Genomic DNA, 13,274 nt, shown 5'->3' on the forward strand with positions numbered 1-13,274 from the left:
GAATCAGGACGAGAGTCCCAGTGCGCGTTTGACGGGGCCAAAGCTGCGGCGATGGTGCTCAGTCGCACCATGCAGTGCCAATTTTTCCAGATGAAATGCGGTTGGATAACCTTTGTGCTGTGCAAAACCATACTGTGGAAAAACCGTATCCAGCGCCGCCATTTCAGCGTCACGGGTCACTTTTGCCAGAATCGATGCGGCGCTAATCTCCGCCACGCGGCTATCACCTTTGACCACCGCCATCGACGGTACCGGTAATGCCGGGCAACGATTGCCGTCAATCAGCACGTATTCAGGCGCAATATGCAGACCCGCAACCGCACGCTGCATGGCCAGCATGGTGGCATGCAAAATGTTCAGCTCGTCGATTTCATGCGGTTCCGCCCGACCCAGGCTCCAGCTTAACGCTTTTTCTTTAATTTCATCAAACAGCGCCAGGCGACGTTTTTCTGACAGTTTTTTTGAGTCGTTAAGACCGATAATAGGGCGAGCCGGATCCAGAATGACGGCAGCAGTGACGACTGCGCCAACCAAAGGGCCGCGCCCGACTTCATCCACACCCGCGACTAAATGCGTATGCGGATACACAAATTCAATCATTGCGCTAACTCCAGGACCGCATCCGCCGCCTGCTCATCAGCATTGCAACGGATCTGCTGGTGCAGTTCACGGAATGTGTCGTGCATCGCATGGCTGGTTTTACCATTTGCCAGCAACGGCAACAGCGCTTGCGACAGCGCCTGCGGTTCACACTCTTCCTGCAACAGCTCTTTAACCAGTTCTCTTCCCGCCAGCAGGTTAGGTAGCGAAACGTAATCCGTTTTCACCAGGCGCTTCGCCAGCCAAAAGGTGAAGGGTTTCATACGGTAGCCAACCACCATCGGGCATTTTGCCAGCATACATTCCAGCGCGGCGGTACCTGAAGCCAGCAGTGCGGCATCGCTGGCCACCATTGCTTCACGTCCCATCCCATTGAGCAGATGTACAGAAAGCTCCGGTGCAACTTCCGCTTTAATGCGTTCAAACTGCTCGCGACGTTTGGCATTCACCAACGGCACCACCACTTCGAGATCCGGATAATGCTGGCGTAATAGCTGCGCCGTTTTCAGAAAATCGGCGCTGAGCATCTCCACTTCTGCACCACGGCTTCCTGGCAGTAGCGCCAGGCAGTGAGCGTCATGAGGAATACCCAGAACATCACGGGCCGCATTTTTATCCGGGTCCAACGGCATGGCATCTGCCATGGTATGACCGATAAAGCGGCACGGGACGTTAAATTTGTCATAAAACGCCTTTTCGAAAGGCAGAAAGGCCAGCACCATGTTGGTGGATCTGCCTATTTTGAAAACGCGTTTCTGTCGCCACGCCCAGACGGACGGACTGACATAATGAATGGTTTTAATGCCCTGTTTTTTCAAGTTCCCTTCGAGGGTAATATTGAAATCAGGCGCATCAATGCCGACGAAAACATCCGGCTTTAAGTCGGTGAATCGGCGAGTGAGGTCGGCACGAATATGCAGTAAACGGCGCAGGCGTCCGAGCACTTCAACAATGCCCATGACCGCCAGCTCTTCCATTTCGTACCAGGCTTCACAGCCTTCGGCCTGCATCAGCGGACCCGCCACGCCAACAAAGCGCGCATTGGGAACGCGAGCCTTGAGTGCACGGATTAACCCTGCACCAAGAATATCGCCGGAGGTTTCTCCGGCGACGAGGGCAATCGTTAAAGGACGCTGTTCAGTCATTAACGAATCAGGCCACGCGTTGAGCGTTCAAAGAAGTCGCTGAAAGCCTGAACTTCAGGGTACTGTTTCGCCAGTTCCGCGATTTCTGGTTTCACTTCTTCCAGCGTTTTACCGCTACGGTACAACGCTTTGTAGGCGTTACGAATCGCGGTAATCGCTTCGCGGGTGAATCCACGACGCTTCAGACCTTCGATATTGACGCCAAACGGCGTCGCGTGGTTGCCCTGGGCGATAACGTACGGAGGCACGTCCTGGGCTACACCAGAACAGCCGCCAACCATCACATGAGCACCGATGATGCAGAACTGATGCACCGCAGTCATGCCGCCGATGATAACAAAATCATCAAGCGAAACATGTCCGGCAAGCGTGGCGTTATTCGCCAGAATACAGCGGTTGCCTACCGTACAATCATGCGCGACGTGCGCATTAATCATCAGTAAGTTATCGCTGCCCACCTTCGTCACTCCACCGCCCTGCACTGTGCCACGATGAATGGTGACGCTTTCGCGGATGCGGTTGCGATCGCCAATTTCCACACGGGTCGGTTCGCCAGCATATTTAAGATCCTGGTTAACTTCACCGATGGAGGCAAACTGATAGATCTCGTTATCGCGACCAATTTTTGTATGGCCATTCACGACAACGTGAGACTTCAGTACGGTACCCTCACCAATTTCAACATGGGGTCCAACAATACAAAATGGGCCAATGTGAGCATTGGCACCAATGCTGGCGCCCTCTTCTACAATGGCGGTCGGGTGAATAAAGGCGGATTTATCAATCACGTATCAGGCCTCCCGGCTACGGGCACACATCATCGTTGCTTCGCACACAACTTTACCGTCGACCAGCGCAACCCCTTTAAAACGGGTCAGGCCACGGCGCGTTTTCTCGAAAGTCACTTCCATGATCATCTGATCGCCAGGCACGACAGGACGCTTAAAGCGTGCTTCATCAATACCCGCGAAATAATACAGTTCGCCTGGTTCCAGTTTTCCTACGCTTTTAAACGCGAGGATACCGGTAGCCTGTGCCATCGCTTCCAGAATCAATACGCCAGGGAAAATAGGTTTACCCGGGAAGTGGCCCTGAAAGAAAGGCTCGTTAACGGATACATTTTTCACTGCGCGCAGAAAACGACCTTCTTCAAAATCCAGCACGCGGTCAACCAGCAGAAACGGAAAACGGTGCGGCAGAAGTTCTAAAATCTCTTCAATATGCAGAGTATGAGTGTTAGTAGTCAAAATACTCTTCCTGTCAAAATATACTAAAAGGCAATAATAACACGGCCTGTCGCAATCGTATGAATGGGACAGGCCGAAAAGTCAGACATGCAAAAACGGTGCTTTAGTCTTGTTGATTAACCTTGCGCTCAATCGCTTTGAGGCGCTTGCTCATATCATCAATATTCATCACCAGTGCAGCTGTTTTACGCCATACCTTGTTGGGTTGTAGCGGAATGCCTGAGGAGTAGACGCCAGGTTCAGTGATAGGACGCATCACCATACCCATGCCAGTTACCGTAACTTTGTCGCATATTTCCATATGCCCATTGATCACGCTGGCACCGCCAATCATGCAATAACGGCCAATCTTCAGGCTACCCGCCATAATGACGCCACCGGCTACCGCCGTATTGTCGCCAATCACAACGTTATGCGCAATCTGGCACTGGTTATCAATGATAACACCATTACCGATCACAGTATCGTCCAGAGCACCACGGTCAATGGTGGTACAAGCGCCGATCTCGACGCGATCGCCGATAATCACGCGACCAAGCTGGGGGATCTTCACCCAGTTACCACGATCGTTCGCGTAACCAAATCCATCAGATCCAACGACAGTGCTGGACTGGATCAGGCAATTTTCACCGATCTGGATGTCGTGGTAAATCGTCACATTCGCCCACAAGCGTGAACCTGCACCGATTTTGGTATTTTTTCCGACGAAGCAACCTGCACCGATAACCACGTTATCGCCCAGTTCTACGCCAGACTCAATGACCGCATTTGCGCCCACAGAGACATTATTACCCAGCTTCGCCGTTGCATCGATCACTGCACTGGGTGCAATGTTCTGTGCAGGCTGAGGCGTGGTATCTAAAATTTGCGCCATACGTGCATAGGTCAGGTAGGGATTCTTCACTACCAGCGCCGCACTCTTAGCAAAAGGAAGATCGTCCTGCGTCATCACAACGGCAGACGCCTGGCATACGCCTAAATGTTCACGGTATTTAGGATTCACCATGAACGTGATATTGCCAGTTTGCGCAGATTGCATGGACGCTACGCCGGTGATGACGATATCGCCATCACCGTGTAATTCTGCATCCAACTGCTCTGCTAAATCAGCCAGTCGAATTGAAGGCATTACTTATTTAACCTGTTTCAGTACGTCAGCGGTGATGTCTTTTACATCGCTGCTGTTGTATGCAACGGTGTTTGCGTCAACAACCAGATCGATGCTCTGGCTGTTAGCAACAGATTTCACAGCTGTCTGGATACGAGTAACCAGTTTGCCACGTTCTTCGTTGGAACGACGTGCACGATCCTGCTCGAAAGCCTGAGCTTTCTGAGAGAAAGTCTGGCGCTGAGCCATGACGTCTTTTTCCAGCTTGGTACGATCGCTACCTGCTTTCATTGATTGCAGACGCTGCATTTTAGATTGCAGATCGGATTCCATACGCTGCAGTTCGCTGGCACGGCCTTTGAACTCGTTTTCCAGCGTAGCAGAAACACCCGTCTTCTGTGCAACCTGTTGGAACAGGCTACCCATATTGACGATTGCAATTTTGTCAGCAGCCTGTGCGGACGTTGCCATCGCTAAACCGAGACCTGCAGCTAATAACCACTTTTTCACAATTAACTCCTTACCATCCCATTTGCACCCGAAGGTGCAGTTCTTTGCGTGGCCAGGCGATCCCATGCAAGATCGCCTAAAGTCATCGCTACACTACCACTACATTCCTTTGCGAAGAACAGTTACCAGGTTTTACCAATGTTAAACTGGAACTGTTCCGCTTTGTCTCCATCGTACTTCTTGAACGGCTGGGCGTAGGAGAAAACCAACGGCCCCAATGGGGACATCCATTGTAACGCGATACCTGCAGACATACGGATATTGCTCGGATCACCGTAATCTGGAACCCCAATAGCGCGAGTTTGATCGCTATCCTGCCAGTTAGTATCCCAAACGGTACCCATATCCCAGAAGAAGGAGGTACGGACCGAGTTAGCATACTTATCGCTGATAAACGGCGTCGGGGTAATAAATTCCAGGCTGGCTACGGCCATGGCGTTACCACCGACCGCATCGTCTGATTTACAGTACGAACCGTCTTTATTGGTACACTCTTCGTAGCTGTCAGTATCGCCGGCGTAAGCCCCAGGTTTATAGACCGCTTTCGGACCGATGGTATTAGACTGGAAACCACGCACGGTGCTGGAGCCACCCGCATAGAAGTTCTCGTAGAACGGCAACTCTTTGCTGCCTATACCGTCTCCATAACCTACCTTGGTACGACCCAGGACGACCCATTTATGATCGTCATCGATCGGCACATAGGTCGCGGTATCCAACGTCGCTTTATAGTATTCGTTGTCAGAACCCGGAATGGTGACTTTGCCGTTCAGGTTGACGCGCGTACCTTCCGTTGGGAAGTAGCCGCGGTCAAGCTTGTTATATGTCCAACCATAGTTAAAGGTGAAGTCATCCGCAGCAAAGCTGTTGGTATTGGTCTCACCCATTGACTCAAGATAACGATCCATCGCAACCTGCGGCTGCATATTGGACAGTTTGTTATGTACATAACCCAGGCCCGCACGCAACGTGTTGTATTCGTTGACCGGGAAGCCCAGCGTCACGTCTGTACCATAACTTTTGTTGGTATAGTCGGACAGGTCTGCATCATCCGCTTCAAAGTCGTTATAGAAGACGCGGCCACCAAGGCTCACACCATCAACGGTGAAGTACGGGTTAGTGACAGACAACTCAGTATAGGTCTGGTAGTCGTTTTTGGTGCCGTTAATCCCGACAGAATAACCGGTACCTAACCAGTTATCTTGCTGAACGCCAGCCTGGAAGCTCACGCCGCTCTCGGTACCGTAACCGACGCCGAAGTTAAAGCTACCGGTGTTACGCTCTTTGACCTTGTAGACCACATCAACCTGATCCGGGCTGCCCGGAACACGCTGAGTATCGGTATCAACGGTTTCAAAGTAACCCAGACGGTTCAGACGCTCTTTACCCTGGTCGACCAGATCGCTGCCCAACCATGCGCCTTCCATCTGACGCATTTCGCGACGCAGAACGGAGTCTTTAGAAGTGTCGTTACCTTCAAAACGGATCTTACGCACATAGAAACGGTTACCCGCATCCACGTTTACACGTAATTTAACGGTTTTGTCGGCGTCGTTGATTTCAGGCTGCGACTGAACGCGCGGATAGGCATAGCCATAGCGACCCAGAAGCTTCTTGATGTCATCTTCCATTTTGGTCACTTTGGTGCCGTTATAGAGTTCACCTGGCTCGATCTTCGTCAGGGTCTCAATTTCGGCGGAGTGCCCGGCCAGGTTACCGCTCACCTGAACCCCAGAAAGCTTGTACTGCTCGCCTTCAGTGATGTTAACGGTGATGTAGATGCCTTTTTTATCCGGCGTCAGGCTTACCTGAGTGGAATCAATATTGAAGCGAGCATAACCGCGATCCAGATAGTAGCTACGCAGGGTTTCAAGGTCGCCCGCCAGCTTCTGTTTCTGGTATTTACGATCGCCCACCACGTTCCACCACGGCACTTCGTCACGCAACTGGAAGTGAGAGATAAGTTCGTCAGTCGAGAAGGCATGGTTGCCGACGATATTGATCTGTTGGATCTTCGCCGAAACACCTTCCTGGAAGACCAGCTTGAGGTCAACGCGGTTACGCGGCAACGGCGTCACCACCGCTTTCACACTGGCGCTGTACTTACCGACGCTATAGTAGAAATCTTCCAGGCCCTTTTCGATATCGGCAAGCGTTGTGCGATCCAGAGACTCGCCAACACGCACGCCAGACGCCTCGAGGTTTTGCTTCAGCATGTCATCTTTCACCGATTTGTTACCGGAGAAAGTGATGCTGGCAATCGTCGGACGTTCTTTTACCTGAACCAGAAGGGTATCACCATCGCGCAGGACGCGGACATCCTCAAAGTTTCCGGTGGCGAACAGAGCACGAATGGTATTACTGATGTCTTCATCATTAACCGTGTCGCCTGTGCGCACCGGCATACTGAGGAGAGCCGCACCAACGGCGACTCGCTGTAGGCCTTCGAAATGAATGTCCTTCACTACGAACCCTTCAGCACCGTATACGGTGGCGCTGCTAAACAGCAGCGACGCTATGAGCAACTTTTTCATCGCCATCGTTATTATGCGTTCTTCCTAACACTCTCTTACAACCGAGAGAAATCATTGAAAAGTGCAAGCCCCATTAACAACACCAGCAAGATAGAGCCAATGCGATAACTAAAGTCTTGAACCCGCTCGGATACCGGACCGCCCTTCAGCTTTTCAATCGCCAGGAACAGCAGATGCCCCCCGTCAAGAACGGGCAACGGAAACAGGTTGATTATCCCTAAGTTCACGCTGATAAGCGCAAGGAACATCAGGTAATAAATAATCCCGAACTCCGCTGACATCCCAGCCCCCTGGGCGATAGAAATCGGCCCACTGAGGTTGTTCAGTTTTACATCACCGGTAATCAATTTTCCCAGCATACTGACCGTCAGCTTCATCAACTGCCACGTTTTATCCGAGGCTTCGAGGATGGCGCTGAATGGCCCATACTGGCGTACAGTCTTATACTCATCAGGCAGAGGAATAACTTTAGGCACCACGCCCGCAAACCCTTCTGCCTTACCGTTAACCTGTTTTGAATCTGGGGTTAACGTTAAAGACAAGGAACTTCCTTGTCTTTCAATATCTAGCGCTAACGGCGTATCCGGATTATCGCGCACCAGCGTCACGAACGTCATCCATTGCGTCAGCGACTGACCATTGACTTTAACGATCCTGTCGCCAGCTTGCAAACCTGCCTTACTTGCAGCGGAGTTAACCTGCACTTCTGACAGTACCGGTTCAATCTGCGGACCACGCGGACGCATGCCCAAACTAGAGACAGGATCCTCTTTGTCTGGCTCAAATGCCCAATGGCGTAAATCCAGCGTTTTGTCCTGTCGCTGGTTACTGCCAAATTGCGCCACGCTGAGGGTCGTATGCTCATCGCCAATTTTGGATACCAGTTGCAATCGCACGGCATCCCAATCAGGGGTTTCGATGCCATCAACCGCTTTTAGTTCCGTACCCGGCTGAATTTGCGCCTGTGCAGCAATCGAGTTGGGTGTTATTTCACCAACAACCGGACGAACGCCAGGGACACCAATGATAAACACCAGCCAATAAGCAAAAATAGCAAAAAGAAAGTTTGCAATCGGACCCGCGGCGATAATGGCAGCACGTTGTCCAACCGTTTTATTGTTGAAGGCGTAATGGCGCAATTCCGGTGCGACCGGTTCAGCGCGCTCATCCAGCATTTTGACGTAACCGCCGAGGGGAATCATGGCGATGACGTATTCCGTACCTGATTTATCGGTACGCCGCCAAAGCGCTTTTCCAAAGCCAATGGAAAAGCGTTCGACGCGGACTCCGCAGCGCCGTGCAACCCAGAAATGACCAAATTCATGCACGGTGATAAGCACACCAAGTGCAATGATGAATGCAGCCAAATTCCAGAGAATACTCAGCATAAGACCATCCGTTAGAGCGTCCTGAACACCAGTAACAACAGGCAGGCAAAGACCGGTACCGCAGCCGTCAGGCTATCAATACGATCCAGAATACCGCCGTGTCCTGGAATTAAGTGACCACTGTCCTTAATACCTGCTTCACGCTTAAACATACTCTCGGTCAGGTCACCCAGCACGGAGGCCAGGGCTGCAACGATGGAGCAAATGAGCAAGGTGACAGGCGCAACTTCAAGATTCGCCCACATGCCATAACCCCATGAGATTACGGCCGCAGTGGCGAGTCCGCCAAAAAAACCCTGCCAGGTTTTTCCAGGAGAAACCTTCGGCGCCAGCTTATGTTTGCCAAATAGCTTACCAAACATATACGCACCAGAGTCCGCTCCCCAGACGAGGATCATGACATACAGCAGCCATAGCGCGCCACTATAATGATTCTCATCATAGTGCCATGCACGTAGCGCCAGCATTCCCCAAAAGAATGGGACAATGGTTAACACGCCGAAAATTATGCGTAATGTTTTGGAATTACGCCAGACCGACGCAGACTCTGGGTAAAACAATACCAGTAACAGTGCTACGACCCACCAGCCCAGCGACGCCCACAGCGATACTTCAACCAGCGGTTGATGGATATCGCGATGGTACTCTGGCAGCAAAAATAGCATCAGTGCCAGCAATAGCCCGCACAAAACCGCCAGCCAGACTCGCTGCGTACGCGTGGTAAAACCGCTTAACTGTCCCCATTCCCAGGCGGCCAACATACAGACGACCAACGTAACAATGGCGAACCCCACCGGCGGCAGCAAAAACAGCGCCGCGATGACAACGGGTATTAAAACAAAAGCAGAAATCAGGCGATACTTCAGCAAAAGCGACCCCCATCAGGCTTTTTCATCACCGGGTTCGGTGCCGCCGAAACGACGCTCACGATTAGCAAAGGCATGCAGCGCACCTTCAAAGTCTTGTTCATCGAAATCGGGCCAGAGAACATCGGTAAAGTAAAGTTCGGCGTAGGCAATTTGCCACAACAGAAAATTACTAATTCGGTGCTCTCCCCCAGTCCTTATCACTAAATCCACAGGAGCCAGCTCATGCATACAAATTTGCTGCCCAAGCATCTCTTCATCGATTTGCTCAGGATGCAGCACACCGTCCTGCACCTGTTGTGCCAGTTGCCTGACTCCCTGGACAATATCCCACCGACCACCGTAATTCGCTGCAATATTCAGCGTCAACCCGGTATTCTGGGCGGTAATCGCTTCTGATTTGCGAATCCGTTCTTGCAAACGTGAGTTAAATCGACTGATATCCCCGATAATACGCAGGCGTACGTTATGGCGATGTAGGTTTTTCACTTCGCTATCAAGTGCCCACACAAACAGTTCCATTAACGCGCTCACTTCCTGCGCAGGTCGGTTCCAGTTCTCACTGCTAAAGGCATACAGCGTTAACGCATCAATACCGTTATTTGCAGCAAAAGAGACAGCCCGGCGGACGGATTTAGCTCCAGCCTTATGCCCAAAGGCGCGAATCTTCCCTTGCTTTTTCGCCCAGCGGCCATTGCCATCCATGATAATTGCGACATGGCGACAACCATGTGCTGGCAAATTTTCGCTTAATGGTTTAGTTGCAGACAACATAACGCGTTATTAGTCCCTGAAAGGATTTACGGTACTCAGGAATACTGAAGCCTATCCACAAAAAAGCCGTGTCAAACCACGGCTTACCCGACCGAAAAAAAGCAAATACCCGCGATCGGGTGGCGCAGACTATATCACTGAAGCCCAACGCTAACAAATAGCACGATTCTCCGTAGAGGGATTATCATCAGCTTGAGAGTCGCATCACTTCTTTTCTGGCGACTTCCCGCGCGATGGCATCGACCTTCAACACGTCGTCAACGCTCTGCGGTTCCTGCAAATCCATCTTATCCAGTACAGATAAATTGAGATCGGCAATATCGGTAAATCGGATCTGCTGCGCCAGGAATGCGGCAACGGTAATTTCATTCGCGGCATTGAGTGCGGTCGTCGCCGCCTGACCTTGCTCAAACGCGTCCATCGCCAGTTTCAGGCACGGATAACGCTGGTAATCAGGTGCGGAAAACGTCAACGCACTGAGTTTGCAAAAGTCGACAGGCTTAACACCGGACGTCACACGTTCTGGCCATGCCATCGTATGGGCAATAGGTGTACGCATATCAGGTTCACCCAACTGCGCCAGAACACTACCATCCTGATAACGGACCATCGAATGAATAACCGACTGCGGGTGAATCAGCACTTCCATCTGGCTTGCACTGGCATTAAATAACCAACGCGCTTCAATGTATTCCAGACCTTTGTTCATCATGGTGGCGGAATCGACAGAGATTTTTCGTCCCATCGACCAATTCGGATGACGGCATGCCTGATCGGGGGTCATAGAGACCAGATCGCGCAATGGTGTTTCACGGAATGGGCCACCAGACCCGGTAAGCAGAACTGACATGACGCCGTTTTGCTCAAGGTCAGCGTATCCCAGATTGTGTTGGATAGGTTGCGGTAAACTCTGAAAAATCGCGTTATGCTCGCTATCTACCGGCAAAAGCTGCGCTTTGTGGCGTTTCACATCGTCCATAAACAGACGACCGCAGGTCACCAGGGATTCTTTATTCGCCAGCAAAATGCTTTTGCTCGCACGTATTGCCGCCAGCGTCGGCAGCAAACCCGCTGCACCGACAATCGCCGCCATGACCTGATCAACATCATCCAGCGCAGCCATATCACAGGCAGCCTGCTGCCCGCTCATCACCTCGGTACGGCTACCCTGTGCCAAAAGAGCAGCTTTTACCTGTGCCGCGCTTTTTTCATCATCCATGACCGCATAGCGAGGCGCAAACTCCAGGCATTGCTCTACCATACGGGCAACATTTTTACCCGCCACCAACGCAGCAACACGAAATTTTTCCGGGTTATGGCGTACTACATCCAGCGTACTGCAACCAATGGAACCGGTTGATCCCAGGATGGTTAATTGCTTCATCGGACATCCAGAAGAATTTTACTCGCCATACTTCAAGTTGCATGTACGTTGGCTTTACTCGGCCTTTGGCGTCACCGCCTTCCTGCAACTTGAATTATTTAGAGTATGTAGACAGAAAAAAGCAAAACGCCGCCATCCAGCCTTCTCAGGCCTTCTAAGCGGCGTTTTTAGCGTACAGGCGAATCAGAACTGCATCAGTTCTGCTTCTTTCTCTGCCAGCGCCGCATCAACTTTTTTGATTGCTGCGTCAGTCAGTTTCTGTACGTCGTCCTGAGAACGGCGATCGTCATCTTCGCTGATCTCTTTTTCTTTCAACAACGCTTTCACTTTGTCGTTTGCATCACGGCGTACGTTACGTACCGCAACACGCGCGCCTTCAGCTTCACCACGTACGATCTTGGTCAGATCTTTACGACGTTCTTCGGTCAGCGGCGGCAGCGGAACGCGGATGTCAGAGCCCGCAGAGCTTGGATTCAGACCGAGGTCGGAAGCCATGATTGCTTTCTCAACGGCTGGACCCATAGAACGGTCAAATACGTTGATTTTCAGGGTACGGGAATCTTCAACCGTTACGCTTGCCAGCTGGCGCAGCGGAGTCGGCGTGCCGTAATATTCCACGACAATACCATCCAGCAGGCTAGGAGAAGCACGACCCGTGCGAATTTTGCTGATTTGGTTTTTGAACGCTTCGACGCATTTGTCCATGCGTACTTCAGCATCTTTTCTGATATCGTTGATCACGTTACGAATCCTTGAAAGCTTGTTTCAGTCAGACCATACCCGCCACGCAAGATGTGACAAGTATAGTCTTGATTAATTTTGAGGGACGTATCCCGCGACATTAAAGCGGAATATTACCTGCATTTAGCCGCAACGGGAATTATTCCGTGATTAACGTGCCTTCTTTTTCACCCATAACAACACGGCGCAGTGCACCTGGTTTGTTCATGTTAAAGACACGAATCGGTAATTTGTGGTCACGAGCCAGCGTGAACGCGGCAAGATCCATTACTTTCAGCTCTTTATCCAGTACTTCAGTGTAGGTCAACTGTTCGTACATGGTCGCCGTTGGATCTTTAGCCGGGTCGGCAGTAAATACGCCATCGACTTTGGTGGCTTTCAGAACCACATCCGCTTCAATTTCAATACCGCGCAGGCAGGCTGCAGAATCGGTGGTGAAGAACGGATTGCCGGTACCCGCAGACAAAATAACAACGCGGTTGTTACGCAGCAGGCTGATAGCTTCGGCCCAGCTGTAGTTATCACACACGCCGTTCAGAGGAATAGCGGACATCAAGCGAGCGTTCACATAGGCGCGGTGAAGCGCATCGCGCATCGCCAGACCGTTCATTACGGTGGCTAACATGCCCATGTGGTCGCCCACAACGCGGTTCATCCCCGCTTTCGCCAGACCAGCGCCACGGAACAGGTTACCACCACCAATCACTACGCCAACCTGAATACCCAGCTCAACCAGCTCTTTGATTTCCTGAGCCATGCGGTCGAGGATGCTTGCATCAATACCGAAGCCTTCTGAACCTTGCAGAGCTTCGCCACTTAACTTAAGCAGAATACGTTTGTAGACGGGTTTTGCATTGGTAGCCATGTTTCTTTCCTGAGACTGTCAACGAATGAGATGAGTTAATTCCGGCGACATTGTATGTCGCTTTTCAGCATGACCACTATAGCGGTTCGCTGAATTTACAAGCCAGACACAA

General features: G+C 51.3%; 13 protein-coding genes. All 13 read right to left on the reverse strand.

From position 1 onward, the window contains the following. Positions 1-3: 3 nt before the first annotated feature. Positions 4-600 carry a ribonuclease HII gene (gene rnhB, locus OGY04_RS16685; RefSeq protein WP_003018518.1) on the reverse strand — a complete coding sequence of 199 codons (597 nt, stop codon included), beginning with the start codon at positions 598-600 and terminating at the stop codon, positions 4-6. After that, positions 597-1,745 carry a lipid-A-disaccharide synthase gene (gene lpxB, locus OGY04_RS16690; protein WP_003829168.1) on the reverse strand — a complete coding sequence of 383 codons (1,149 nt, stop codon included), beginning with the start codon at positions 1,743-1,745 and terminating at the stop codon, positions 597-599. Before lpxB ends, rnhB begins: the two co-directional genes overlap by 4 nt. Further along, positions 1,745-2,533, reverse strand: a complete 789-nt coding sequence (gene lpxA, locus OGY04_RS16695) for an acyl-ACP--UDP-N-acetylglucosamine O-acyltransferase (RefSeq protein ID WP_003018525.1) — start codon at positions 2,531-2,533, stop codon at positions 1,745-1,747. Before lpxA ends, lpxB begins: the two co-directional genes overlap by 1 nt. Positions 2,534-2,536: 3 nt before the next feature. Next, entirely contained in the window at positions 2,537-2,992 is a 456-nt protein-coding gene (fabZ, locus tag OGY04_RS16700; protein ID WP_003018528.1) for a 3-hydroxyacyl-ACP dehydratase FabZ, read from the reverse strand. A gap of 103 nt (positions 2,993-3,095) precedes the next feature. Beyond that, positions 3,096-4,121 carry a UDP-3-O-(3-hydroxymyristoyl)glucosamine N-acyltransferase gene (lpxD, locus tag OGY04_RS16705; protein ID WP_003018531.1) on the reverse strand — a complete coding sequence of 342 codons (1,026 nt, stop codon included), beginning with the start codon at positions 4,119-4,121 and terminating at the stop codon, positions 3,096-3,098. Positions 4,122-4,124: 3 nt separating this feature from the next. Next, a complete protein-coding gene (gene skp / locus OGY04_RS16710) occupies positions 4,125-4,610 on the reverse strand; it encodes a molecular chaperone Skp (protein ID WP_016151765.1) in 486 nt (161 codons plus the stop codon). Between the two features lie 122 nt (positions 4,611-4,732). Beyond that, positions 4,733-7,150 (reverse strand): outer membrane protein assembly factor BamA, encoded by a 2,418-nt coding sequence (gene bamA / locus OGY04_RS16715; protein WP_111466090.1) that lies wholly within the window; start codon positions 7,148-7,150, stop codon positions 4,733-4,735. Positions 7,151-7,179: 29 nt separating this feature from the next. Continuing rightward, the gene (gene rseP, locus OGY04_RS16720; protein WP_003829173.1) at positions 7,180-8,532 is read right to left on the reverse strand and encodes a sigma E protease regulator RseP; all 1,353 of its coding nucleotides are present in this window, start codon (positions 8,530-8,532) and stop codon (positions 7,180-7,182) included. 11 nt (positions 8,533-8,543) lie between these two features. After that, positions 8,544-9,401 carry a phosphatidate cytidylyltransferase gene (cdsA, locus tag OGY04_RS16725; protein WP_111466091.1) on the reverse strand — a complete coding sequence of 286 codons (858 nt, stop codon included), beginning with the start codon at positions 9,399-9,401 and terminating at the stop codon, positions 8,544-8,546. 12 nt (positions 9,402-9,413) lie between these two features. Continuing rightward, entirely contained in the window at positions 9,414-10,172 is a 759-nt protein-coding gene (gene ispU, locus OGY04_RS16730; RefSeq protein ID WP_008786266.1) for a (2E,6E)-farnesyl-diphosphate-specific ditrans,polycis-undecaprenyl-diphosphate synthase, read from the reverse strand. A gap of 187 nt (positions 10,173-10,359) precedes the next feature. Then, positions 10,360-11,556 (reverse strand): 1-deoxy-D-xylulose-5-phosphate reductoisomerase, encoded by a 1,197-nt coding sequence (gene ispC / locus OGY04_RS16735; RefSeq protein ID WP_003829176.1) that lies wholly within the window; start codon positions 11,554-11,556, stop codon positions 10,360-10,362. Positions 11,557-11,739: 183 nt separating this feature from the next. Then, positions 11,740-12,297 (reverse strand): ribosome recycling factor, encoded by a 558-nt coding sequence (frr, locus tag OGY04_RS16740; protein ID WP_003018547.1) that lies wholly within the window; start codon positions 12,295-12,297, stop codon positions 11,740-11,742. A 139-nt stretch (positions 12,298-12,436) separates the two neighbouring features. Then, a complete protein-coding gene (gene pyrH / locus OGY04_RS16745; protein WP_003018549.1) occupies positions 12,437-13,162 on the reverse strand; it encodes a UMP kinase in 726 nt (241 codons plus the stop codon). Positions 13,163-13,274: the final 112 nt, after the last annotated feature.

The organism is Citrobacter sp. Cpo091, from assembly GCF_030332645.1.
Lineage (GTDB): Bacteria > Pseudomonadota > Gammaproteobacteria > Enterobacterales > Enterobacteriaceae > Citrobacter > Citrobacter portucalensis.